This is a genomic window from Synechococcus sp. ATX 2A4 (genome assembly GCF_024346375.1).
Taxonomy (GTDB): Bacteria; Cyanobacteriota; Cyanobacteriia; order PCC-6307; family Cyanobiaceae; genus MW101C3.
This window is the reverse complement of record NZ_JAGQCV010000005.1, coordinates 86,559-109,818: the sequence shown is the minus strand read 5'-3', so window position 1 is coordinate 109,818 and position 23,260 is coordinate 86,559. Positions and strand designations below refer to the sequence as shown.

Sequence of the window (23,260 nt, the reverse complement as noted above, 5' to 3'; positions counted from 1 at the left end):
CCGCTCCCGTTTCAAACGGGGGCGCGACGAGGCCGCCTGACGATTCGCACCACCGAAAACCGGAGTGCCAAACCTTCCGCGAGCACCTCGGCAGGACTTATGAACAAACGGGCCACAGGAGAAACTCCCGGAAGCTCGATCGATCACCTGCTGTCTTGGGTTGGGCGCGTGCCCTCTGGACAAGCCAGTTGTTCAGCCTACACCGGCATCAGCACTGGTTCCGGGCCGCTGCCGCTCAGCTGTCGCGCTTGATGTCCTGCAGCAGGGTGACATCCACCTGCACCGACGGGCCCATCGTGGAGGTGAGGTAGAGGCTCTTCCAGTAGCGTCCTTTGGCGCCGCTGGGTTTCTGGCGGTCGATCACTTCCTGCAGGGCCTTGAGGTTCTCCAGCAGTTTCTCGACGCTGAAGCTGGCCTTGCCGAAGCGCACGTGCACGATGCCGGTGCGGTCGGCGCGGAACTCCAGCTTGCCCGCCTTGAACTCGTTGATCGCCGCCGCCAGATCAGTGGCCACGGTGCCGGCCTTGGGGTTCGGCATCAGGCCGCGCGGGCCGAGCACCCGGCCCAGCTTGGCCACTTTGGGCATCATGTCCGGGGTGGCGATCAGCAGGTCGAAATCGATCTGGCCGCCGGCGATGGCTTCCACCAGATCTTCATCACCGGCGAGGTCGGCACCGGCGGCCTTGGCTTCGGCGACCTTCTCGCCACGGGCGATCACGGCGATGCGGATGCTCTGGCCGGTGCCGTTCGGCAGGGCGACCGTGGTGCGGAGCTGTTGGTCGGTGTACTTGGGATCGATGCCGAGGCGGGCGTGGGCCTCGATCGTTTCGTCGAATTTCGCGGTGGCGTTGGCCTTGACGAGCTCTAGGGCCTCAAGGGGCTCATAGGCACGGTCTTTGACCGTTTCGGCCAGGGCGGCGTAACGCTTGGAAGGGTTTGGCATGGTGGGGTTGGGGTGCGGGCGACGGAGCCGGCGGGCGCTTGAGGCCCGGGCCCTGGGTCTCCCCCGGGTGGGGTGAAGAAGGAGGGAGCGGAGAAACTGGAGTTGGCGCAGGGGCCTCAGCCAGTGGCGCGATCAGGCCAGGGGCCTTCAGTCGCTGATGGCGACGCCCATGTTGCGGGCGGTGCCTTCGATGATGCGCATGGCCGCCTCGACATTGCTGGTGTTGAGGTCGGGGAGCTTGGTCTTGGCGATCTCCTCGAGCTGGGCACGGCTGATGGCACCGGCCTCTCCCTTGGCGGAAGTGGCGGCGCCTCTGGGAATGCCAGCGGCCTTGGAGATCAGCACCGACGCAGGCGGGGTCTTGGTGATGAAGGTGAAGCTGCGGTCTTCGAAGACCGAGATCTCCACCGGGATCACGTACCCGGCTTTGTCTTGGGTGCGGGCGTTGTACTCCTTGCAGAACGCCATGATGTTGACCCCGTGCTGACCGAGGGCAGGGCCCACGGGCGGTGCAGGGTTGGCTTTGCCGGCATTGAGGGCCAGCTTGATCACGGCTACGACTTTCTTGGCCATCGGCTGGTCTGGGGAACGGAAACTCCCTCGCGGGAGGTGGGGGCGTACGCCCCGGTGGGCTGGAGCGGATCTCCCCGGGGGGAGGTGTGCGGATCGCCGTTCGCGGGGAGCGGCGGTGTGGTGTGTCCGCCGCAGGCGGCGGACACACCCAGGGCCGCCCTCCGCAGGGAGGCGGCCCTGGTGATCAGCTCTGTTTGCTGATCTGGGCGAACTCGAGCTCCACCGGGGTTTCCCGGCCGAAAATCGAGAGCAGGGCCTTGAGCTTGCTGCGCTCGCCCGACACTTCGATCACCTCGCCCTGGAAATCCTTGAAGGGACCGGCGGTGACGAGGATCTGATCGCCCTCGGTGATGTCGACCTTCACCAGGGGCTTCTTCTCGGCGGCGCGCTTGAAGATGCGCTCCACCTCGGGCCGGGTGAGGGGCCGGGGCTTGATGTGGCCGCGGGCGCGGCCGGTGGCGCGGCGCTCCTCAGCCCCCACGAAATTGATCACGTTCGGGGTGCTCCGTACCGCCATCATCGTGTCTTCATCGAGCACCATGCGCACCAGCACATAACCGGGAAACACCTTCTCCTCGGTCGACTGCCGGCTGCCGTCTTTCTTGAGCTTGATGGCAGGCGTTTGCGGGATCTCGATTTCAAGGATGCGGTTGCTGACGCCGAGGGTGATCGCCCGCTGCTCCAGGGTGGCCTTCACCTTTTTCTCGCAGCTGGAGGCCACCTGAATCGCATACCAGCGGGCCACCTGCGGCTTGGTCTCGGCTTCAGGAGCTGCCGTCATGTCGGGGTCGGCTGCGCTCAGGGCGTCACCGTCCGTGAGGGCACCGGCGGCGAGATCAGCAGCAGCGAGTTCGGCGGCAACGGGGCTGGTGGCTGCGTGGTCAGCGGCAGCGAGATCAGCAGGGGCGAGTTCGGCTTCTGACACGGGGTTGGGGGAAGGACGACGAGGCGGCGTGGGGGGTGCGCGGCGGGAGGGTCAGCGGAAGATCTGGGAGGACAGCCAGCCGAAGAGGCGATCGATCGCGGCGATCGAGGCGGCCGACAGGCCCACCATCAGAATCACCGCCACCGATTCGCTGAACAGTTGCTGGCGGCTGGGCCAGACCACCTTGCGCAGCTCTTCCAGCAGCGAAGGGAAAAAGCCCGTGGCAACCGCCCCTGCCGGCGGCGTGGGCTCTGCCTCCGGCAAGGGTTCAGAGGTGGTGGTGGAGCGGGTAGGGGATTCCACGGTGGCCTGCGCACCGGTGCGATCGCACGAACCGGCAAACAGACACCCTACCGGACGTCACTGCCGTGCCCGTCAAGCGGTGTGAAGCGGAAGCGGGCCGCCGGGTCACCCTCGGCCGCATCGGCCAGGCTCACGCGCACACCCCAGGCGCCGCTGAAATGGTCAGCCAGCAGCTCGGTGGCCAGCGGATTCTCCACGCTGCGCCGCAGCAGGCGCCGCAGCGGCCGGGCGCCGTACTCCGGCTCGTAACCCTGCAGGGCCAGCCAGGCCACCACCCCGTCTTCCACCTGCAGCTGCAGGTGCTGCTCCGCCAGCAGGGCGGCCAGATCGGCCAGCTGCAGGCGCACGATGCGCGCCAGGTCGGTGGCGGCAAGCGGGCGGAAGCGGATCACCTCATCGATGCGGTTGAGGAATTCGGGCCGGAACTGGGAGGCCAGCGCCCGCTCCACCGCAGCATCGAGCGCGGCATCCAGCGCCAGGGCATCCGGCGGGGCGGCACCAGGGCTGCCGGGATCTGGGCTGCCGGGATCGGGGGCTGCGGCGGCACCAGCGCGGGCCCGCTCCAGGATGGCGCGGCTGGCCAGGTTGCTGGTCATCACCACCACGGTGTTGCGGAAGTCGACGGTGCGGCCCTGGGAATCGGTGAGGCGGCCGTCGTCGAGCACCTGCAGCAGCAGGTTGAACACCTCCGGGTGGGCCTTCTCCACTTCATCGAGCAGCAGCACGGCATAGGGCCGGCGCCGCACCGCCTCGGTGAGCTGGCCGCCTTCCTCGTAGCCCACGTAGCCGGGCGGAGCCCCCAGCAGGCGGGCCACGGCGTTGCGCTCCATGAACTCACTCATGTCGAGGCGCACCAGGGCCTCCTCCTCATCGAAAAGCGCCGCCGCCAGCGCCTTGGCCAGCTCGGTTTTGCCGACGCCGGTGGGGCCGAGGAACAGGAAGGAGCCCACCGGCCGGCGCGGATCCTGCATGCCGGCCCGGGCACGGCGGATCGACGCCGCCACCGCCGCCACCGCCTCGGGCTGGCCGATCACCCGTTCCCCCAGCCGCGCCTCCAGTTCCAGCAGCTTCTGGCGTTCGCCGGCCAGCAGCCGCTGCATGGGAATGCCGGTCCAGCGGGCCACCACATCGGCGATGTCGCCCTCCTCCACCTGCTCGCGCAGCAGGGCCAGCCCGCCTTGCTGGGCGCTCTGCAGCTCTTCCTCCAGGGCATTGCGCCGCTGCTGCACGCCATGGAGTTGGTCGTACTGCAGGCGGGCCGCCTCTTCCAGATCGCCGTCGCGTTCGGCTTCAGCGATGGCGTGGCGCAGGTCTTCGTCTTGCTGGAGCAGCTCGCGCAGCTCGGCCAGCCGCTCCCGCTCCGCCTGCCAGCGGTGCTGCAGCTCCTGCAGCCTGGCCAGGGCGAGGCGGCGCTCCTCCTGGCGCTGCATGCGCTCGGCCAGCGGGGCCGCCTCGGCCGCCAGCAGGGCCAGCTCCACGCGGCGCAGCTCGGCTTCGGCCAGCTCCACCACCTGGGGCTTGGAGGTGACCTCCATGCGCAGCTGGGCGGCGGCCTCGTCGATCAGGTCGATCGCCTTGTCGGGGAGGCAGCGATCGGCGATGTAGCGATCGGCGAGGCGCGTGGCCGCCACCAGGGCGCCATCGGTGATCGTGACGCCGTGGTGCAGCTCGTAGCGCTCCTTGAGGCCGCGCAGGATCTCCAGGCTCACCTCCAGGTTGGGCTCCCGGATCACCACCTGCTGGAAGCGGCGGTTGAGGGCCGGATCCTTCTCGACCGTGCGGCGGTAATCCTCGGGGGTGGTGGCGCCGATGCAGCGCAGGTCGCCGCGGGCGAGGGCCGGCTTGAGGATGCTGCCGGCGTCGGCGCTGGAGCGGTCGGTGCTCACCACGGTGTGCAGTTCGTCAATGAACAGCACCACGCCCGCATCGGGATCGCTCACTTCCGCCAGCACGCTGCGCAGCCGTTCCTCGAACTGACCGCGGAACTTGGCACCGGCGATCAGGGCACCGAGATCGAGGCCGATCAGGCGGATGCCTTTGAGCGAATCGGGCACTTCGCCGGCCACGATCCGCTGGGCCAGCAGCTCGGCGATGGCGGTTTTGCCCACGCCCGGTTCGCCGATCAGCACCGGATTGTTCTTGCCGCGGCGCGAGAGCACCTGGATCAGGCGGCGGATTTCGGTGTCGCGGCCGATCACCGGATCGAGCAGGCCGGCGCGGGCGGCGGCGGTGAGGTCGCGGCCGTAGTGCTCCAAGGCGGGCGGCTCGGCCTCCAGCCGCAGGCCATCCGAACGGTCGTCGGCATCGGGGCCTGAGCCAGGAGCCGGGCCTGAAGCAGGGCCAGCAGCAGGGATCGCCCGGGCGGCACTGGGGGCTGCAGCGCGGGCGACCGTAGGAGCGGCAGCACGGGCAGCAGCCGGGGCCGGGGCTGAAGGGGCCGCGGCGCGGCCGGCAGACTGGTAGGCGACAGGCGCAGGGGGAAGGGCGTCGATCCAATCGTCCGCTTCCCTGTCTCCCTCTGCATCCAGCTCCGCCTCAGCCGCTCCGGCGCCGGCAGAGGCGGCAGCGGACGGGGCGGCCAGGCGACGGGCTCCGCCGCTGGCCTCCGGCCGCAACAGGCGCAGCAGGCGTTCTTCGCTAAGGCCCTCATCGGCCAGCAGGCCGCCGCCGAGACGGGGTTCGTCCAGCAGGGCCAGCAGCAGATGGGGCACATCGATCAGGCGGGAGCCCCAGCCGGCGCGGCGTCGATCGGCCGCCTCCAGCAGATCCTCGAGGGCGTCGCCGACGAACAGCTCCTCCCCCGCAGCACCCGGCTGATCGGCGCAGAAGGCCTCGATGCGGTCGAGCAGACGATCGGCATCCAGCGGCAGCGGATCGATCCAGGTGGCATAGCGGGGGTCCTGGAAGAGCACCTGCAACAGGTGTTCCACATCCAGCTGGCCGTGGCGCCAGCGGCGGGCCTGATCCTGGCCGGCCAGCAGCAGCTCCCAGGCCGCCTCGCTGAAGCGGTCGGGATCGGCGGTGAGGCTGGCCGGCGGCGAGGCGGCAGCGGCAGCCGAGGCAGCAGCGGTCGTGACGGCGTAACGATCAGGCGGCTGCATCCGCCCCCACCGCAGCGGCCTGAGCCTCAGCAACTGGCGCCTCAGCGGGCCGCTGGATCAGCTCCACCTTGTAGCCGTCAGGGTCTGCCACGAAGGCAATCACGGTGCTGCCGTGCTTCATCGGCCCGGGCTCACGCACGACGCTGCCCCCCTTGCCGGCGATGGCGGCGCAGGTGCCGTAGATGTCTTCGACACCGATGGCGATGTGGCCGTAGCCACTGCCGATCTCGTAGCTGCTGGTGTCCCAGTTGTGGGTGAGTTCGAGCACGCAGGTGTCGCTCTCGTCGCCGTAGCCGACGAAGGCGAGGGTGAAACGGCCGGAGGGATAGTCGCGGCGGCGCAGCAGGCGCATGCCCAGCACCTCCGTATAGAAAACGAGGGAGCGCTCCAGATCGCCCACCCGGAGCATGGTGTGCAGCAGACGCATCGACGCGGAGCGGGATTGCCCCATTCTGGCCGTGTGCCAAGGCACAACGAACACAGCCAAGGGCCAGTGCTGTGCCAACCAGCACGCCGCGGGGGGAGGGGGTGCCCCATAAGATCCGCTCGCGTACCCGTTTGCCCCGAGGCCATCGTGATCGACACCCTCGACCTCGTGATCGACTCCATCGTTGCCCGGGAGGTGCTCGACTCCCGCGGCACCCCCACCGTGGAAGCGGAGGTGCGGCTGGAAGGCGGCGCCGAGGGCCACGCGATCGTGCCCAGCGGCGCCAGCACCGGCGCCCATGAGGCCCATGAACTGCGCGATGGCGGCAGCCGTTACTTCGGCAAGGGCGTGCAGCAGGCCGTCACCAACATCGAAGAAAAGATCGCCCCGGTGCTGTGTGGGCTGAGCGCCCTGGAGCAGGTCACGGTGGATGGCGCCATGGCCGAACTCGACGGCAGCGACAACAAATCGGCCCTGGGGGCCAATGCGGTGCTGGCCGTGAGCCTGGCGGTGGCGCGGGCGGCGGCCAATGGCGTGGGCCTGCCGCTCTACCGCTACTTGGGCGGCCCGATGGCCACGCTGCTGCCGGTGCCACTGATGAACGTGATCAACGGCGGTGCCCATGCCGCCAACAACATGGATTTCCAGGAATTCATGCTGGTGCCCCACGGCGCCCCCAGCTTCCGGGAGGCGCTGCGCATGGGCGCCGAGGTGTTCCACACGCTCAAGGGCCTGCTGAGCGCCCAGGGGCTGTCCACGGCGGTGGGCGACGAAGGCGGCTTCGCGCCGGATCTGGAGAGCAACGACGCCGCCGGTGCCCTGCTGGTGCAGGCGATCGAGCAGGCCGGCTACAAGCCGGGCGAGCAGATTTCCCTGGCCCTTGATGTGGCCAGTACGGAGTTCTACAAAGACGGCCTCTATGCCTTCGGCGGCGGCAGCTACAGCGCCGCCGAGATGGTGGATCAGCTCGAAACGCTGGTGAGCCGCTATCCGATCGTGTCAATCGAAGATGGCCTCGCCGAAGACGACTGGGAGGGCTGGGCCCTGCTCACCCAGCGGCTGGGCAGCCGCGTGCAGCTGGTGGGCGACGACCTGTTCGTGACCAACACCACCCGCCTGCAGCGGGGCATCGAGCAGAGCATCGCCAATTCGATCCTGATCAAGGTGAACCAGATCGGCTCGCTCACCGAAACCCTGCAGGCGATCGACCTGGCTGGGCGGGCGGGCTACACCAGCGTGATCAGCCACCGCAGCGGCGAAACCGAAGACACCACCATCGCCGACCTGGCGGTGGCCACCCGGGCCGGCCAGATCAAAACCGGTTCGCTCAGCCGCAGCGAGCGGGTGGCGAAATACAACCGCCTGCTGCGCATCGAAGACGAACTCGGCAGCCAGGCGATCTACGCCGGCGCTGAAGACCGGGGCCCGCGCGGCCGGGGCTGAGGGTGCTCCCTGGGAACCAGGTTTCCGGCCCGCTGCCAGCTGCTTTCATCGGGAGCAGCAGAGGCTCACGCCAGCCGGATCCGAAGCACCAGCCTCACTGAATGTGGCTAAAGCCTTTAGGCAACTCTCAGCCTTGCCTAAAAGCGTCGGTGCTACGGTCACAACTTCTAGTTATGGATTGCAGGGCGCACCTACGCGGGTTTGGCCCTCATTGCCGGATTTGCCGTTGCGGCTTGGGCTAATCCGGCCTCAGCGAGCGGCTTTCTCTACGGCGCCGGCACCGATGGCAACATCTACGAAATCAATACCCACACACGCACGTCCAAATTCCTCACCACTACGGGCTTCACGGGTCTTGGGCCCTACGGCACAGGCGCGGCCAATGCCCTTGCCAACGACCGTGTCCGCAACAATCTCTTTTTCATCACTCCCGACAACAACCTGAGGGTGCTTCAGCAGGGATCAAGCACCCCCACATTGGTTAGTGGTGCCACCCCTACAAACCTTGGAATCAAAGGGCAGCTTCAACCTCAAAACGGCGCCTTTTACAACAACGAATTCTGGTTCTTCTCCCGTCTGGAACCTGGCACCAAAGCCCATATCAACCCTGTCACGCTCAACCGTGTCAGCTTCTCCTACGAAGACAGCACCCCCTCCTTCCTCAGAAGAATTTCTTACAATCTTTCTGCGGTTCCCAATAACACCACCGGTCACAAGGGAATTCTTAAGAACAACTTCGGAGACATCAGCATCGTTACGGGCGGGCACAAAGATGGCTATCTCTTCGCAACAACAAACAACGATTACAACAACAACGGAAGATTCTTCCGGCTCAAGCTTGCCAATCTTTCTGAGGATCCAATCAAAGGCGCTGCTGCGCTCAATCACAGCTACAAGCAAATCAACGGCAACCTCGGAGCCGGCGCCCTGCAAACTGCCTTTGATAGCAGCTACAGCACCTTGTTCGCCAACGCATCCACCACTGGCAACTGGTTAACCGTCAACATCCACACCGGAGTTGCCAAAGCAATGGCTGTGCCCCTGACGGGCAAGTTTCCAGGGGCATTCCCCGGGGTTGTTGATCTGAGCGATTCAATCACCAATGTGCCCATTCCTGGCCCCCTGCCTTTGCTTGGCGCCGCCGCCGCCTTTGGCTGGAGCCGCAAAATGCGCAAGCGCATCAACACCACGTTCCCGTCAACAAATTCTGTCGGCTGACCAGCCCATCTTCACTTGACCGTGAATCAGGTCAAATCAAGCGGTGGGGCCCCGATGGTTCCACCGCTTTTTTAGGCTGATCATTGAAGGATCAGTTCAGCTGTGGCGGTGGCCACGACGGGAACATCGATGCAAGCGGTGGACTTTGGTGCCATAACCACGACCGTGCTCACTCCCACAGGCTTTAGCGATTTGGAAGGCCCCGGTGTGGCCGATGGGCCTGGCCAACAACCAACGACACGGCTCGCAACAACCTCTTCTACTTTGCTCCTAACAACAAGCTCCAGGCTCTCGGCCAGGGCCAGGGAAATTTCGGCAGGTGGCAAGTGCCCCACACAACCCAGCCTCAGAGGGCTCCCGCTCCAGAACGCGGCACTCTGGAACAACAGAGCCTGGGTCTTTTCGAGCGAATCAAACGCGCTGAAACTGGTAAGTCTCTTGCCCAGTGTTCAACACACCCATCTTTAACACCATCACGCCGTTCACACGCTGCAAGGCTCCCAACACGCTCAACAGATCCAGGTGCTCGGCACGCTGCTGCTGTGCTGGTGGAGGTTGCCGCAAGCATCGGCTCCTGATCGCGCCCCCACCTGCCGCTTCAGCCTCAGATGGGGGCGCGACTGGCTCCCAGAATCCCTGGCTGAGCCCAGAGCTCCGGTGGCAGGAGCAGGGGGGAGAGGGCAGGGCACCAGGGGCGATCCGCTCACCGACGGGCTGAGACAAAGCGAAGCGTTGCATGGTATAATAATTAGAATTCAACACTGGTTCATGAAGGGCTTACGGTCTTCCCTGGGTCTTGGGCTGCTGCTCGGCGCTTCAACCATCTTTCTTGGCGGCGAAGCCAAGGCCAATGAATTCATTTACGCAGCAGGCCGCGACGGCAATATCTATGAGGTCAACCTCCAACTCCCTCGAAGTTTCAGTTTTGTGACCTCAACGGGCTTTACAGGGGTTACCGGCACAGGCGTTGCCAACGGCCTAGCCGTCGACAGGGTCCGCAATAGCCTTTTCTACTTTGATCCGAACGGCAATCTGCAGGTATTGAGGCGGGACCAACCCATTGAACAAGTGGCAACCGCCACCCAACTCTCTCTCACGGCACAGCCCCAAAACGCTGCTTTTTATAACGGTGATCTATGGTTCTTCACGCGCACATCTAACGTACTGAACCGCATCGGCTTCACCTATTCAGGGAACACGCCAGTTTTCAACCCAGCTGACTCTGAGCAATTCACATTGAGCAGCGTTCCCAACGACCAAACTGTGGGCAACGTCAACTCAAACAGCTTCGGAGACATCGCCATAACGAGCGATGGGCTTCTTTTTGCGGCAACTTCCTATGCCAATCCAGCCCTCGGCACCGGCATCAATGATGGGCGCTTTTTCCAGCTGAATTTAACCATATTAAACGAAACTGCCATCAATGCTTCCTACACCCCACTGGATGCCAGCCTGGGAATTGGCAACCTTCAGATTGCCTTTAACCCGAATTATGATGTCCTCTACGGCAACGGCAATCCAGGCAACTGGGTCACCATTGATGTGACCAACGGGAATACCGCCGACTTGAGCCCGACGTTCACCACCGTTTCACCGGGCGGATCCCTTCCAAACGCAGCAGGTTTTGCTGACCTCAGTGATTCAGCCACCACTGTTAGCATCCCCGCTCCTCTTCCCGTGTTGGGCGCCACCGTTGCCTTCGGCTGGAGCCGCAAGCTGCGCAAACGCATCAACAGCTCGTTGCGATCTGAGTAGATCTCGCCTTAGGTTGAAGAGCCGAAAACCGGCAAAGAAAGCATCCACAGAGGCCAACGAGAAAGCCGCGATCGCCATTGAATGACCACAACTATTCTGTTGAGGTTGATGCTCCATCGCGTTGGCAACTCTCCGCAGCTGCGCTGCCTGATCGCATTGGATCTGGCAGGCCCAAGGGCCTGAACGTGCCTCGGGGTTGCTTGGTGTTTGCAGCTTGCTCTTCGCCTGGCTCTGCCGGCTGGTTCAGCCGCCGGCGCCCGGCAGTTTCTCCAAGCGGCCATCACGGCGGAGGCGCCCCTGCAGCTTCAGCCAGCTGAGCGTGACCGGCAACGCCGCCACCAGGGGCACCGCCACCAGGGCCGGGCGGGCGCTAGCGGCCAGTAACGCTGCCGACACCGCCAGGCCGCCGAGCAGGAATGACTGACCGGCCGCCTGCTGAGCCGTGGCGAGGCGGCGCAGGATGCGGTCGGTTTCGCCGGCGCGCATCTGCACCTGCAGATCGCCCTGCTCCAGGCGCGAGAGGCTGTCTTCCAGGCGGCGGGGTAGACCCAGCGCACGGCTGCCGATCTCGCCGGCCTGGCGGCTCAATTCGCCGAGGAAATCGTTGGGTCCAGTGCCGCCGGTGGTCATCAGGGGGAGGAGATAAGGGCGGGCAATCGACACCAGGCTAAAGGCGGGGTCTAGGCTGCGGCCGACCCCCTCAAAGGTGGAGAGGGCGCGCATCACGAAGATCAGCTCCGCCGGCAAGCGGAACGGCTGGCCATACACCAGGTCGTAGAGATCGCCGGAGAGCTTCTCCAGCACATTGGCGGAGAAGGGCGGGGTGAGCGCATCGGTGAGCATCACCCGCACCAGGCGCCGCACCGGGCCGGCATCGATGCCGGCAGCGATCACACCGGCCCCCTGCATCTCCTCCACCAGGGCGCCGGCATCCCGGGCTGCGGCAGCCCGCACCATGCGGCCCAGCCGCCCGCGCAGGCGGGCGGACAGCTGGCCCATCATGCCGAAGTCGTAGTAGATGAGCGCGCCATCGCTGGCCACCGCCAGGTTGCCGGGGTGGGGATCGGCGTGGAAAAAACCGAAGCGCACCAGCTGCTGGAGATAACTGGCCGCGCCCTTTTCCGCCACCGCTGCAGGATCAATGCCCGCCTCCACCAGCGCCGAGCGATCGTTGATCTTGATGCCCGGGAGATAATCGAGGCACAGCACCCGGCGGGTGCTCAGCTCCCAGATCACCGCTGGGATACGGATGCCGGGATCATCCAGAAATTGCTGCCGGAAGCGGGCGGCATGTTCCGCTTCGAGGCGAAAATCCAGCTCCCGCAGCAACACACGCCGGCACTCCTGGGCAATCGACACCCAATCGCGGCCCTGGCCCCAGCGGGGGTGGCGCTGCAGCACCGCCGCCACCTGCTGCATCACTTCCAGATCGAGCCGGAACAGACGCTCCAGCCCGGGCCGCTGGATCTTGAACACCACCTGGCGGCCACTGCGGAGGCTGGCGCGGTGCACCTGGGCCAGGCTGGCGGAGCCGAGCGGTTCCTCCGCCAGATCGATGATTTCGTTGCAGCGCTCGCCCAGTTCCTCCTCCAGCAGCCGCTGCACGGTGGTGAAGGGGAAAGCGGGCACCCGGTCCTGCAGGTGCGCCAGCTCTTCCACCCAGCCGGCGGGCAGCACATCGGGGCGGGCCGAGAGCAGCTGGCCCAGCTTGATGAAGGCCGATCCGAGGCTGAGCAGTTCGTTGGTGAGCCAGCGGGCGCGCTGGCGCTGACGCGCGGCCCGGTGCTCCGCGCTCGGCGGCCCCGCGCCCCGGTACGACCAGGCCCGGCCATCCAGCCACAGCCCCGCCAGCAGCAGCAGCACGGCGCGCCAGATGCGCAGCGAGCGGGACAGGCCCCGCCACCCTTTCAGCAGGCGCCCCATCAAGGCCGGTCCTCAAGGCGGCGCGACAGACCCGCCACCTGGGCCCGCAGGGCATCGATCTGGTCCTGGGGCGTGCCCCAGCCGGCCGTGGTGGCCACGGTCTCGGCCTCCACTGTGCTGGCACCAGCGCCGGGCGGCGGCGCCGCGCCAGCTGCCGGATCGGTTTCCAGCCGCTCCGCTTCCGCCTCCACTTCTTCGAGAAAGAGGCTCCATTCGTGGCGCAGCCGCTCGGGCACCTCCTGGGCAAGCACCGCCAGGGCTGCGGCGGTTTCCACCAGACCGCTGCCGAGCCTGGCACCCAACCTGTTGATGGCGGCCTGAACAATGGATTGGGGCGCGCTCATGGGGGGCCGTTGATTGGCGAAACTGTGGCAGATCAGGGCGTGGTGCCGTTGGGATCCCCAGCAGGCGGAGGCCCACTGTTCAGGATCACCGAATCGGAAGGGGGCAGGGGCTCGGCCGGCAGCAGTGGTGCTTCCGGCACAGGCTCCTCGCGGGTGCTGGCGTTCGGGTCGACGGGCGCCGGCTGGGCCCGCGCCGCGGCCTCCCGCTTCTCCTGTTCCTCGCGGCGGCGCTGCTCCTGCTCCAGCAGGCCCAGGTCGTCGATCGTCTCGCTGGGGGCGCCGAAGCGCATGCGCAGGCTCTCCAGGCTGGTGCCGGGGGTGGGCTTCACCTCGAAGCTCTCGCCGAGGCGGGCCGCAGCATCCGGGCGCAGATCCAGCAGCCGGCCGGTGACGCCATAGCCGAGCCCAAAGGTGACCCCCGCCACCAGCGCGAGGGTCCAGCCCGGCAGGGGCGGCGGGGCCGGCGGGCGGGCGCCGGGGGTGCTGTCCCTGGCGGGACGTCTTGGCCTGCGGCGCGCACCGGCCTGGGTCATTGATCACAGATGGAGGACCCCCATCCTGACCGTGCCGGTGCGGAGCCGCCACGGCTGGGCGGGGCGGAGCGCTATGGGGTGGCGGGCAAGGCCGCTGAACGCAGCTGCGTGGTAGTGGCGATGTGCTGTGGCTCCCATCACCTTCAGCGCTAGGGTTTTGATGCTCTTGCAGACCATTCAAGGTGACCTATTGCATCGGTTACTGGCTGGAAAAAGGGTTGGTGTTTGCGTCTGATTCCCGCACGAATGCCGGAGTCGATTACATTTCCAGCTACAGCAAGATGTATGTGTTCCAGCCGGCCTCCGATCGGCTGTTCGTGCTGCTGGCCGCCGGCAATCTCGCCACCACCCAGGCGGTGGTGAACCACATCCAACGGGATCTGGATCAGGAGATCGGCAGCCTCGCCAGCGCTGGCGAGGATCTGCGTTCGTGTCATTACCTGTTTGAAGCGGCCACCTACATCGGCGCGGTGAGTGTGGCCGTGCAGGAGAAACACCGCGCCGCCCTGCGGCAGGCGGGCACCAGTGCCGAAGCCAGCTTCATCCTGGGCGGACAGATCGGCAGCGAGCCCCACGGCCTGTTCATGGTGTATCCCCAGGGGAATGCGGTGATGGCCACCCCCCAGACCCCCTATCTCCAGATCGGTGAATCGAAATACGGCAAGCCACCGCTCGACAACGTGGGCTCCACCCATCTGTCGCTGGAGGATGCCGCCCGGCTCTGCCTGATCTCGGAAGTGCTCACCCACCGCTCCAACCTCACTGTTGGCCCGCCGTTCGAGCTGGCGATCGTGCCCCGCAATCAGCACACGGTGGCCCACCGCGCCACCTTCGAGGCGGAGGCGCCGGAACTGGCCGCCATGATCGACACCTGGAGCAGCGCCCAGCGGGAAGCCCTGCACCGGTTGCCCTGCTTTGCCTGGGAACAGTCCCAGGACCCGGCCTGACGCGCCCGCCTCTTTCCCCTGCCCTGCCTGCCGTTCGCCCCATGCACACCGTTTCCGAGTGGATCTCCACCGGCCATCTGCCTTCCGCCGAGGTGGTGGAGGCGCTGGTGCTGGAGGCCCATCAGCGCTATGGGCCCGTGCGCGATGGCAAGGTGGCCGATTACATCCCCGCCCTGGCCGCCGCTAATGCCGAGCAGTTCGGCATCTGCGTGGCGGGCTGCGGCGGGCAGCTGATCGAAGCGGGCGATTCCCGCGCCTCCTTCAGCATCCAGAGCATCTCAAAGCCCTTTCAGTTCGCGCTGATCTGCCAGGCGATCGGTGAAGACGAAGCCCGCGACAAACTGGGGGTGAACAGCACCGGCCTGCCCTTCAATTCCGTGCTGGCGGTGGAGCGCAGCAGCGAAGGGCTCTCCAATCCGATGGTGAATGCCGGCGCCATCGCCGCCACCAGCCTGGCGCCGGGCAGCACGCCAGAGCAGAAGTGGGCCTTCATTCAGGCGGGCTTCTCCCGCTTCGCCGGGCGGCCGCTGGAGGTGGATGAAGAGGTGTACAGCTCCGAGCTGGCCACCAACCGCCGCAATGCCGGCATCGCCAGCCTGCTGAGCGCCCAGCAGCGCCTCTGGTGGGATCCGGAAGAGGCCACCGATCTCTACACCCGGCAGTGCTCGCTGCGGGTCACCAGCGCCGATCTGGCCGTGATGGCGGCCACGCTGGCCAATGGTGGGCGCCAGCCGATCACGGGGGAGCAGGTGATCGATGCCATCCATTGTCAGCACGTGCTGGCGGTGATGGTCACCGCCGGGCTCTACGAAACCTCCGGCGACTGGCTCTACGCCACCGGCCTGCCCGGCAAGAGCGGCGTGGCCGGCGGCATGATCACGGTGGCGCCGGGCAAGGGCGGGCTGGCCACCTACGCGCCACCACTCGATGAAGCCGGCAACAGCGTGCGCGGCCAGCTCACGGCCCGCTTTCTCTCGGAAACCCTCGGCCTGAACCTGTTCGCCTCCAGGCCAGAGAGCCACCAATGATCAGCACCACCAATCTTGTGCGCTATCTCCTCCTGGTGGCCTGTGTGGGCGTGACGGTGGTGATCTTCAATTACTTTTCCGGCACGATTGCGGTGTTCACGGTTGCCGCGATTGTGGCGGCGCTGCTCAACATGCCGGTGACCTGGCTCAGCCGTTACATCCCATGGGGTTGGGCGATTGCCATCGTTTCGCTCAGCGCCCTGATCCTCCTGGTCGGCTTCGTCACCGGCATTGGCCTGCAGGTATTGAACCAAGGGCAAGGCCTGCTGCTGGATCTGCAAGGCGCCATGAAGCGGCAGGATCTGGCGCCGCTGCACAACTACCTCGAAACCTATGGGTTCGAGCGCATCACCGCCTTGCTGCAGGAGGGGTTGCTGACGGGGCTGGGGTTGGTGCAGAGCGTGTTCTCCGGGGTGTTCACGGGCATTTTCAGTGCGGTGATCAGCCTCTACATGCTGATCGATGGGAAAAAGCTCTGGAATGGATTTCTGCGGATGATTCCGGAAACGCACCGGGATCGTTTTGCCTTCACCTTTCTGCAGAGCGTGCTGGGATTCATTCGCGGGCAGCTGCTGCTGATGGTGTTTCTGACCCTCTCAACGGCCGTGGTTTTTCCACTGCTGGGTGTGAGGTACAGCCTGATCCTGGCGGTGATCGTGGGGGTTCTTGATGTGATTCCCGGCATCGGCGCCACCCTCGGCATCGTGTTGGTGTCTGTGATGGTTTTCGCCTCCCAGGGCGTGGACATCGGCCTGCGGGCGTTGATCGCCTCGCTGCTGCTCGGCCAGATTCAGGACAACATCGTTCACCCCAGGGTGATGGGCCGGGCGATGGAGCTCAATCCGGTGCTGCTGTTTCTCTCCCTCTTCATCGGTCAGCGGGTCGCGGGCCTGCTGGGCGTGTTCCTGGCGATCCCGATCGCAGGCATGATTGGCCTCTGGCTCCATACGGAACGCGAGCAGCGGGAAGCCATCGCGCTTACCCCGGCGGACGACGCGTAGGTGCGCTGCTTGGGTGGGCTTGTTTGGTGGGCAGCTTGTGCGCGCAGGTTTGGTGGGCCGCTTTGTTGTACAGGGTTGCTGCGGAAAGGGCTGCTTGCGCACGCTCCTCTCGCCTCTGGCGCTGCTCGCTTCCATCCCTCCAGGCTCGGGGTGTGCCTGGCTTCCCTTGCTGCTGGCTTCAGGCGTTCCTGGCTTGAGGCGCTGAGGGGCGCACTGATGCAGTCTGCTGCCATGCTGCTGCCTGGATACGAGCTGTTCCGATGGTTTCGATGCGCCTGATCCCGCCGATTGTGCTCACCGCCGTGCTGGCTGGCGCCAGCGGCATCAGCAGCGCCGAGGCCCGCTGCCGCTTTCTGATGCCGCTCGGCGGCAGTGGCGAGCCGGTGGTAGCGAAGCGGATCGGTCCGGATCGGCTGCTGGGCAGCACCAACTGGAACACCGATTTCATCGTGGATCGTCCCTTCCGCAGCTATCAGTTCTTCTTCACCTCAGCCTCCACCGAGCGGGCCACCTTCCCGGTGGCCGCCTTCATGCGCTTCACCGATGGCACCAGCCTGCAGGTGGTGAATGAAACGCCCACCTTTGAACCGGGTTCCGGGCGGAAGTTCGGCCCGTTTCCGGCGGTGCCGGGGAAGCGCACCAACCTGATGAACTTCCGGGTGGGCTCCAGCACCAGGCCCGCCGCCGTGGGCTTCAGCTACCGGATCTCCGTGCAGGGTTGCGACTGAAGCGCCTGCCCAGCTGAGCTTCGCGAGACCACTTCCCCACCCCCATGCAATTCGAGAGCTTCGCCACCTTCAACATCGCCATCGTGGTGCTGGCCATCGGCCGCTGGTTGAACCGGAAGGTGGCGTTTCTGAGGGAGTTCAATATTCCCGAACCGGTGACCAGTGGCCTGCTGGTATGCGTGCTGCTGGCGGTGGTTCACGCCGTTTCGGGCATTGAGATCGGCTTCAACCTGCTCACCCGTGATTTTCTGCTGCTCTATTTCTTTGCGGCGATCGGTCTCAACGCCGATGTGCGCACGCTGCTCTCCGGCGGCCGCCCTCTGCTGATCCTGATCGCCACCACGGTGGTGTTCATGCTGCTGCAGAACCTCACCGGCATCGGCGTGGCCACAGTGCTGGGCCTGAATCCGCTGGTGGGGGTGCTGGGCGGTTCGGTGTCGCTGCTGGGCGGCCACGGCACCGCCATCGCCTGGGCACCGCGCTTCGCGGAAACGCACGGCATCAGCAATGCGCTGGAAATCGGCGTGGCCTGCGCCACCTTCGGCCTGGTGCTCGCCTCGCTGATGGGCGGGCCGATCGCCCGGCTGCTGATCCAGCGCAAGAAGCTGCAGCCGCCGGCCTGCGTGGTGGAAGACGCCACCGCCGAGGGCAGCGCGCTCGAACGGGTGACCTATTTCACGCTGCTGCGCACCCTCTTCTGGCTCAACATGAGCCTGGGCCTGGGTGAACTGCTCTTTGAGGGCTTGCAGGCCCTGGGCAGCAATCTGCCCCTGTTCGTGTGCTGCCTGTTCGCCGCGATCTTTCTCACCAACACCGTGCCGCGGTTGGTGAAAGTGCGCGAGCTGGCGCCGGCGCGCTCCCTGGCCATCGTGTCCGACATCGCCCTGGGCATCTTTCTGACGATGTCGCTGATGAGCCTGCAGCTGTGGACCATCGCTGCGCTGGCGGGCCCGATCATCGCCATCCTCACCGCCCAGTTCGTGCTGTCGTTCCTGTTCGCCCTGTTCGTGGTGTTCCGCGTGATGGGCCGCGATTACGAAGCGGCCGTGATGTGTGCCGGTTTCGGCGGCATTTCGCTCGGGGCCACACCCACGGCGATGGCGAACATGTCGGCGGTGGCGCAGAAGTATGGGGCAGCGCGGCGGGCGTTCATCGTGGTGCCGCTGGTGTCGGGTTTCTTCGTGGACATCAGCAATGCGGTGATCATTCAGCGCTTCCTCAATCTGTTCGGCTGATCCGTCCACGGGTGTGACCGGTGCTCGGCTTCAGCCGGCCACCGCTGCAGGGAGGGTGCCCATGAAGCGCTGCAGCTGACGCGTTTCCAGTGCGAGCACGCGCTTGGCGAAGTCCTGGTCGCGATCGAGCAGGGCATCGAAGCCATCCACCGGCACCGCCAGCAGGCGCGTGCCGTCCTGTGCCGCCACGATCGTGTTCTCGGTGGTGCTGTGGGTGAGCACCTCAAGCTCATCGAGCATCTGGCCCGGCCGGAAGCGCTCCTGCCGTGCGCCGGCGCCATCGCCGCTGGGATCGCCATCACCATCGCGGTAATGCACCAGGGCTTCGCCTTCGATCAGCAGCAGCAGTTCGCGGCAGGTGTCGCCGGTTTCGGTGATCAGGGCGCCGGCGCTGTAACGGCGCAGCTCCGAGAGTTCCGCCAGGGCGTTGATGGTGTCGAGCTGGAGGCCACGGAAGGCCTCGCTGGTGGCCAGGACCACCCGCTTTTCAAGCTCGGGGCAGGCCTCCAGGCTGGGTGGGGTGTCTCCAAGGGCCAGCAGGCGCTCGGCCGTGCTGGCCGGCAGCGAGCCGGCCGCGCCGCCGCGCAGCGCCGCGGCCTGCGACTGGCCCTTCGGGCCATCCAGTCGGGCAATCAGGAACAGGGCGGACGCCTGGATCAGCGGATTGCGGTCCTGCAGCAGGGTGTCGAGGTGGTGCAGGGTGACCGGCAGGGGAACCACCAGCGAGCAACTGGCGCCTGGGCCCGGCTGGGTGAGTGCCGCCAGCACCTCCGCCGGCAGGCGCTCCTGCCACGGCTCCTGCTCCAGCAGCTCCAGCAGCACCAACGGCGAGAGCTGCTGCAGATCCGCCACCAGGGCGGGCACGGCGGGATCCTGCTGCAGGGTGACCAGGGCCCAGAGGATCGCCCGCAGACTCAGTTGCTGGCGGTGGCGGATGTGCCCGCTGAGCAGGGCGCGCACCACCGGCGCCTCCGGCAGCGACGGCTGCTGCAGGGCGCGGAAGGCTTCGATCAGCTCCGGCAATCGCTGCAGCAGCACCTCGGCTTTCTGGGCGGCGCCGGCCTGCGGCGACAGCCCCCCCAGGATCTCCTCCTCCTCCGCGGCGGTGATGCCGTAGCGGCGGCGCAGCGAGCGGATCGCCTTGGTGTCACCCTGTTCCTGGGGCAGGCTCTGCAGCCGCATCAGCCGATCAAGCGACTTGCGGTAGCCGTTGAGCCGCACCTGATCCTCCAGGCTGCGGCGGTTGTCGGGATCGAGCAGGGTGGGGTCCTCCACTCCCAGCTCTTCGAGCAGTTGCTCGTGCTCCTCATCGGAGATGCCGAGCTCAAGGCGCATCTGCTGCAGCACCTCCAGGCTGGTGGCCACGCTCACGTAGCCCTCCTCGAGCGCCTCCCGCACCACACCCTTGTAGGCCTCGCGGCGCTTCTCGCTGCTGAAGCCCGGCAGCACCTTCGCCAGCACGTACACCTCGTGGACGTTGAGGTCGCCGAGGGTGCGGCCATCGAGGAAACGGCCCACATCGAGCTGGAGCCGCTCCAGTTGCTTGCGGAAGCGGCTGGCCAGGTTCTCGCGGCTGTAGATCTCGGGGTTGCGGCGCCAGGCCTGTACCAGCCACAGGGTGCTGAGGGTCACCAGGACGCCGTCGAAGAGGTATTGCACCCAGGCCGGCAGCAACAGCAGCAGCGGCCGGCCCGCGAACAGGAAGAAGACGTTGAACACCAGGAAGGTGGCCACCACGAAGATGCGGTGGCGGAGCTGGTCGGGCGGCAGCGGTGTGGCACCGGTGCGGGCGGCAAGGCGCCGTTCCCGGCGGCGCGCCCAGGCTTCGATCCAGCGCCCCCCTACCAGCCCCAGCCAGGTGAACACCCCCAGCACCAGGGGCACCGCCACCAGACGGGGAATGGCGATCGCGCGGCCGAACAGGAACAGGCCCGGGCTGAACAGGTTGGCGAGCTGGTCGCTCTGGCGGACCCAGATCCCGGAGAAGTAATAGTCCCAGTTGCCGGCATAGAGATAGGAATAGAGGAAGTAGCCCAGCACCAGACCCACGTAGCCATAACGCTCGAAGGCGAAGGCCGGTGTGGGGATGCGGGCCCAGTACATGCGCTCGGCGTCGATGTCGATGCAGGGCTGCTGGCAGGCCACGCAGGCGCTCTGCTCGCTGCCATCGGGCAGCGCGGTGCGGCACATCGACTGGGTGATCGGCTGCGCACTCAGGTGGGCCTTGCTGCCCAGCAGCCCCGAGGGGGCGGAGAACACGCTCTGCACCGGCGCCATCGGGCAGAAGTACTGGCACCAGGCCTTGCCGCCGTATAACCAACCCACCGCCATCGCCACCCCGATCGTGCCCAGCAGCCAGGCGGCCAGCACCAGGCGGTCGGCGTTGAAGAAGAACAGGCGGCCGCAAAGGCCCGCAAACAGCCAGCCGAACTGCACCGCGGAATAGTGGCGGGCCAGCCAGGAATCGGCGGGTACCTTGGCCAGCTGGAGCCGGCGCTCGCCGGTGCGGGGATTGACCCTGGCGATCTGGCGTTGCAGGCCCAGGGCGCGGGGGATCTGGGAGAGGAAGGAGAGGGGGCAGATGCGCCGCCACAGCTCATGGCCGAACACCAGCAGGATGAAGATCCCCGACGGCACCACCGCCCCCCAGAAGAGCGTGGTGCCCAGCGGATAGGGCTGCTCCACCAGGCAACGGTCCTGCACCGGCACGCAGGCCTCACGCAGGCGCAAGGGGCTCCAGGGGTGGCCTGGTTCGGTGAGCGCGGCGCTCCAGGGGTCGTAGAACAGAGAGGCGATGATCAACAACCAGCCGGTGGTGAGAATCCAGCGGATGACATGCATCCGGGATTCACGCAGCTGAATCGCCATCGGGCCCTGAAATCGGTGGGCTGACCTTAGCGATCAAACATTCGCGCCACCCACTGAGGTCCATGGGAATCAGGTGGTGTAGTCGGCGTTGATGCGCACATATTGATCCGAGAGGTCGCAGCCCCAGGCCAGGCCCTGGCCCGGGCCGTCGCCCACCAGCAGCCGGATGGCCACGGTGTCGCCCGCAGGGCCCGGGCCACCGAGATAGGTGCCGGCGGCGCAGGCGCGCAGATAGGTGCTGGCGGCGGGGCGATCGAAGGGCAGGGGCTGGCCGGCGGCCATCAGCTGGTGCTCCCCCAGCCAGAGCGCCACCGCCTCGGGATCGAAGGGCACGCCGGCGCGGCCGGCGGCGGCCACGATCCTGCCCCAGTTGGGATCACGGCCGTGGATGGCGCACTTCACCAGCGACGAGCCACAGACGGTGCGGGCAATGGCGCGGGCGCCAGCCTCGGTGGCGGCCCCTTCCACCTGCACCTCGATCAGGCAGGTGGCCCCTTCGCCGTCACGGGCAATGGCGCGGGCCAGGTGTTGCGACACCGCCATGAGGCCGGCCTCCAGCGCCTCGAAGTGCTCGGGGCTCAGGGGTTCACCGGCGGCAAAGGCCAGGAACGTGTCGTTGGTGCTGGTGTCGCCGTCCACCGTGATCGCATTGAAGGAGCGGTCGACCGCACGCTGCACCATGCCCCGCCACAGCTCCGCCGGCACACCGGCATCGCAGCTGAGGTAGCCCAGCATGGTGGCCATGGCCGGGTGGATCATGCCCGAGCCCTTGGCCATGCCGCCGAGGCGCACGGTGCGGCCGCCCAGGTGGGCCTCCAGGGCGATCTGCTTGTCGACCAGATCGGTGGTGAGGATCGCCGTGGCGGCGGCGGCGCCCCCCTCGGGGCTGAGGGCCGCCACCAGCGGATTGAGGCCCGCCAGCAGGGTGGGCATCGGGATCGGCACGCCGATCACCCCGGTGGAGCAGATCAGCACCTGCTCCGGCGCCAGCTCCAGCCGGGCGGCGAGGGCGGCGGTGGCGGTGAGGCTGTCGGCCAGGCCGCGCTCGCCGGTGCAGGCATTGGCCTGGCCTGAATTGGTGAGCACGGCGCGCGCCCGGCCGCCGCTGGCCGCCAGCCGCTGCTCACAGAGATCCACGCAGGCGGCGCGCACCCGGTTGGTGGTGAAGCTGCCGGCGCACACCGCCCCTGCCGGGGCCAGCAGCAGGGAGAGATCGGGCTTGCCGGAGGCCTTCAGCCCGGCGGTGCTGCCGGCCGCCAGGAAGCCGCTGGGGGCGGTGAGACCACCCGGCACGGGCAGCCAGGGGGCGGGGATGGGGGTCATGGGGCGCCGGCAGCTGCTGCTGCCATCTTCGGGGGGCGGGGGATGGGAGACGGCCAGCGGCTGGAGGTGAGATGAGCGGGCGGCTCAGCAACCCGGCAAATGGATGGGGAAAGTCACACAGCCGAGAGGCGAGGAGCCCTGGGGAGGGTGAGAACAGGTGCTAGTTTTTCGAAGAGCTGTGACTTGACAATGCCGAAAGCTGAGTATCTCAAGTTGTTCGCAGGTGACACCAGCGCGATGGTGGCACTGTTCACTTCAGACCTAGGCTGGATTGAAAACATCCCGGCAGATCGCGTGTTCAGCGGTGATATTCCAAACGAGCTTCAGTACGAAGTCATGGTATCGATCGGCAACTTTTCGGCTGATCAACTCAAGCCAGACTTCATCGCTCAACACACCAATATCGCAGCAACAGCGCCTACAGAGGCAACAATCATTGGCATTAATCAAATCATTACCAACGTCTCGATAAAAATGAGCCTGTCTCCAGTCGAGGCGCGCGCGTTCACAGCGGAACTCTTTCGGCGTATGCGGATTCACCTCGCCGCTGGGCGCTCTCTTGATTCCAGCTTTGCGGTGGTGAATGCAAGCGACAAAACTCCGACTGGTTGGGTTTTGCAATTCAAATAATGCTCTGAGCAC

The 23,260-nt window shown here is 66.4% G+C and carries 21 protein-coding genes; 10 read left to right on the top strand and 11 right to left on the bottom strand.

All coding sequences use genetic code 11. The features are described 5' to 3' along the window. Positions 1 to 235: 235 nt before the first annotated feature. The 6 genes from rplA to gloA form a co-directional block, all read right to left on the bottom strand. A complete protein-coding gene (gene rplA, locus KBY97_RS06225) occupies positions 236 to 943 on the bottom strand; it encodes a 50S ribosomal protein L1 (RefSeq protein ID WP_255145829.1) in 708 nt (235 codons plus the stop codon). A 147-nt stretch (positions 944 to 1,090) separates the two neighbouring features. Next, positions 1,091 to 1,516 carry a 50S ribosomal protein L11 gene (gene rplK, locus KBY97_RS06220; RefSeq protein ID WP_255145828.1) on the bottom strand — a complete coding sequence of 142 codons (426 nt, stop codon included), beginning with the start codon at positions 1,514 to 1,516 and terminating at the stop codon, positions 1,091 to 1,093. Between the two features lie 184 nt (positions 1,517 to 1,700). Continuing rightward, complete coding sequence (gene nusG, locus KBY97_RS06215; protein ID WP_255145949.1) at positions 1,701 to 2,297, bottom strand: transcription termination/antitermination protein NusG; 597 nt, start codon at positions 2,295 to 2,297, stop codon at positions 1,701 to 1,703. Positions 2,298 to 2,492: 195 nt separating this feature from the next. After that, positions 2,493 to 2,744: a preprotein translocase subunit SecE gene (secE, locus tag KBY97_RS06210; protein ID WP_399217383.1), complete on the bottom strand. Its 252-nt coding sequence runs from the start codon at positions 2,742 to 2,744 to the stop codon at positions 2,493 to 2,495. Positions 2,745 to 2,791: 47 nt separating this feature from the next. Next, positions 2,792 to 5,845: an ATP-dependent Clp protease ATP-binding subunit gene (locus tag KBY97_RS06205; RefSeq protein ID WP_255145827.1), complete on the bottom strand. Its 3,054-nt coding sequence runs from the start codon at positions 5,843 to 5,845 to the stop codon at positions 2,792 to 2,794. After that, positions 5,832 to 6,272 (bottom strand): lactoylglutathione lyase, encoded by a 441-nt coding sequence (gloA, locus tag KBY97_RS06200; RefSeq protein ID WP_255145826.1) that lies wholly within the window; start codon positions 6,270 to 6,272, stop codon positions 5,832 to 5,834. The genes KBY97_RS06205 and gloA overlap by 14 nt, the downstream gene beginning before the upstream one ends. Positions 6,273 to 6,419: 147 nt before the next feature. Here gloA and eno point away from each other — a divergent pair, with 147 nt between their 5' ends. From eno to KBY97_RS06185, 3 genes are all read left to right on the top strand, one after another. Beyond that, complete coding sequence (gene eno / locus KBY97_RS06195; protein WP_255145825.1) at positions 6,420 to 7,715, top strand: phosphopyruvate hydratase; 1,296 nt, start codon at positions 6,420 to 6,422, stop codon at positions 7,713 to 7,715. A 201-nt stretch (positions 7,716 to 7,916) separates the two neighbouring features. After that, positions 7,917 to 8,933: a hypothetical protein gene (locus KBY97_RS06190; RefSeq protein WP_255145824.1), complete on the top strand. Its 1,017-nt coding sequence runs from the start codon at positions 7,917 to 7,919 to the stop codon at positions 8,931 to 8,933. A 768-nt stretch (positions 8,934 to 9,701) separates the two neighbouring features. Then, on the top strand, positions 9,702 to 10,688 hold the full coding sequence (locus tag KBY97_RS06185; protein WP_255145823.1) for a hypothetical protein: 987 nt from the start codon (positions 9,702 to 9,704) through the stop codon (positions 10,686 to 10,688). A gap of 243 nt (positions 10,689 to 10,931) precedes the next feature. Here the strand turns inward: KBY97_RS06185 and KBY97_RS06180 are convergent, their stop codons facing one another. Genes KBY97_RS06180 through KBY97_RS06170 form a run of 3 tightly spaced genes read right to left on the bottom strand, consistent with a single transcriptional unit; the run spans position 10,932 to position 13,488 of the window. Beyond that, the gene (locus KBY97_RS06180) at positions 10,932 to 12,611 is read right to left on the bottom strand and encodes an AarF/ABC1/UbiB kinase family protein (protein WP_255145822.1); all 1,680 of its coding nucleotides are present in this window, start codon (positions 12,609 to 12,611) and stop codon (positions 10,932 to 10,934) included. Then, positions 12,611 to 12,955, bottom strand: coding sequence for a hypothetical protein (locus KBY97_RS06175; RefSeq protein ID WP_255145821.1), 345 nt, complete (start codon positions 12,953 to 12,955; stop codon positions 12,611 to 12,613). Before KBY97_RS06175 ends, KBY97_RS06180 begins: the two co-directional genes overlap by 1 nt. 32 nt (positions 12,956 to 12,987) lie before the next feature. Beyond that, a complete protein-coding gene (locus tag KBY97_RS06170) occupies positions 12,988 to 13,488 on the bottom strand; it encodes a hypothetical protein (protein ID WP_255145820.1) in 501 nt (166 codons plus the stop codon). 9 nt (positions 13,489 to 13,497) lie between these two features. Between KBY97_RS06170 and KBY97_RS06165 the strand changes: the two genes are divergently transcribed. The 6 genes from KBY97_RS06165 (at position 13,498) to gltS (ending at position 18,427) form a co-directional block, all read left to right on the top strand. Then, on the top strand, positions 13,498 to 13,641 hold the full coding sequence (locus tag KBY97_RS06165; protein WP_255145819.1) for a hypothetical protein: 144 nt from the start codon (positions 13,498 to 13,500) through the stop codon (positions 13,639 to 13,641). A gap of 29 nt (positions 13,642 to 13,670) precedes the next feature. Beyond that, positions 13,671 to 14,435, top strand: coding sequence for a 20S proteasome subunit A/B (locus KBY97_RS06160; protein WP_255145818.1), 765 nt, complete (start codon positions 13,671 to 13,673; stop codon positions 14,433 to 14,435). Positions 14,436 to 14,476: 41 nt separating this feature from the next. Further along, complete coding sequence (gene glsA, locus KBY97_RS06155; RefSeq protein WP_255145817.1) at positions 14,477 to 15,463, top strand: glutaminase A; 987 nt, start codon at positions 14,477 to 14,479, stop codon at positions 15,461 to 15,463. Continuing rightward, positions 15,460 to 16,464: an AI-2E family transporter gene (locus KBY97_RS06150; protein WP_255145816.1), complete on the top strand. Its 1,005-nt coding sequence runs from the start codon at positions 15,460 to 15,462 to the stop codon at positions 16,462 to 16,464. The genes glsA and KBY97_RS06150 overlap by 4 nt, the downstream gene beginning before the upstream one ends. A 269-nt stretch (positions 16,465 to 16,733) precedes the next feature. Then, on the top strand, positions 16,734 to 17,192 hold the full coding sequence (locus tag KBY97_RS06145) for a hypothetical protein (protein WP_255145815.1): 459 nt from the start codon (positions 16,734 to 16,736) through the stop codon (positions 17,190 to 17,192). A 44-nt stretch (positions 17,193 to 17,236) separates the two neighbouring features. Beyond that, entirely contained in the window at positions 17,237 to 18,427 is a 1,191-nt protein-coding gene (gltS, locus tag KBY97_RS06140; protein ID WP_255145814.1) for a sodium/glutamate symporter, read from the top strand. Positions 18,428 to 18,457: 30 nt separating this feature from the next. On the opposite strand, the gene KBY97_RS06135 is transcribed toward gltS, so the two are convergent. Together KBY97_RS06135 and argJ are read right to left on the bottom strand one after the other, a co-directional pair. Next, positions 18,458 to 21,295 (bottom strand): cyclic nucleotide-binding domain-containing protein, encoded by a 2,838-nt coding sequence (locus tag KBY97_RS06135; protein ID WP_255145813.1) that lies wholly within the window; start codon positions 21,293 to 21,295, stop codon positions 18,458 to 18,460. A gap of 69 nt (positions 21,296 to 21,364) precedes the next feature. Further along, complete coding sequence (argJ, locus tag KBY97_RS06130; protein WP_255145812.1) at positions 21,365 to 22,618, bottom strand: bifunctional glutamate N-acetyltransferase/amino-acid acetyltransferase ArgJ; 1,254 nt, start codon at positions 22,616 to 22,618, stop codon at positions 21,365 to 21,367. Between the two features lie 189 nt (positions 22,619 to 22,807). Between argJ and KBY97_RS06125 the strand changes: the two genes are divergently transcribed. Further along, positions 22,808 to 23,248, top strand: coding sequence for a hypothetical protein (locus KBY97_RS06125; RefSeq protein WP_255145811.1), 441 nt, complete (start codon positions 22,808 to 22,810; stop codon positions 23,246 to 23,248). The last annotated feature ends 12 nt before the right edge of the window (positions 23,249 to 23,260 follow it).

Bases quoted from the DNA above. Each gene is read 5' to 3' on its own strand.
- KBY97_RS06125 (WP_255145811.1), top strand. From the start codon at position 22,808: ATGCCGAAAGCTGAGTATCTCAAGTTGTTCGCAGGTGACACCAGCGCG.
- KBY97_RS06150 (WP_255145816.1), top strand. From the start codon at position 15,460: ATGATCAGCACCACCAATCTTGTGCGCTATCTCCTCCTGGTGGCCTGT.
- KBY97_RS06145 (WP_255145815.1), top strand. From the start codon at position 16,734: ATGCGCCTGATCCCGCCGATTGTGCTCACCGCCGTGCTGGCTGGCGCC.
- KBY97_RS06175 (WP_255145821.1), bottom strand. From the start codon at position 12,955: ATGAGCGCGCCCCAATCCATTGTTCAGGCCGCCATCAACAGGTTGGGT.
- gltS (WP_255145814.1), top strand. From the start codon at position 17,237: ATGCAATTCGAGAGCTTCGCCACCTTCAACATCGCCATCGTGGTGCTG.
- KBY97_RS06135 (WP_255145813.1), bottom strand. From the start codon at position 21,295: ATGGCGATTCAGCTGCGTGAATCCCGGATGCATGTCATCCGCTGGATT.
- gloA (WP_255145826.1), bottom strand. From the start codon at position 6,272: ATGCGTCTGCTGCACACCATGCTCCGGGTGGGCGATCTGGAGCGCTCC.
- rplK (WP_255145828.1), bottom strand. From the start codon at position 1,516: ATGGCCAAGAAAGTCGTAGCCGTGATCAAGCTGGCCCTCAATGCCGGC.
- KBY97_RS06185 (WP_255145823.1), top strand. From the start codon at position 9,702: ATGAAGGGCTTACGGTCTTCCCTGGGTCTTGGGCTGCTGCTCGGCGCT.
- KBY97_RS06180 (WP_255145822.1), bottom strand. From the start codon at position 12,611: ATGGGGCGCCTGCTGAAAGGGTGGCGGGGCCTGTCCCGCTCGCTGCGC.
- nusG (WP_255145949.1), bottom strand. From the start codon at position 2,297: ATGACGGCAGCTCCTGAAGCCGAGACCAAGCCGCAGGTGGCCCGCTGG.
- argJ (WP_255145812.1), bottom strand. From the start codon at position 22,618: ATGACCCCCATCCCCGCCCCCTGGCTGCCCGTGCCGGGTGGTCTCACC.
- glsA (WP_255145817.1), top strand. From the start codon at position 14,477: ATGCACACCGTTTCCGAGTGGATCTCCACCGGCCATCTGCCTTCCGCC.
- KBY97_RS06205 (WP_255145827.1), bottom strand. From the start codon at position 5,845: ATGCAGCCGCCTGATCGTTACGCCGTCACGACCGCTGCTGCCTCGGCT.
- rplA (WP_255145829.1), bottom strand. From the start codon at position 943: ATGCCAAACCCTTCCAAGCGTTACGCCGCCCTGGCCGAAACGGTCAAA.
- KBY97_RS06165 (WP_255145819.1), top strand. From the start codon at position 13,498: ATGGAGGACCCCCATCCTGACCGTGCCGGTGCGGAGCCGCCACGGCTG.
- KBY97_RS06170 (WP_255145820.1), bottom strand. From the start codon at position 13,488: ATGACCCAGGCCGGTGCGCGCCGCAGGCCAAGACGTCCCGCCAGGGAC.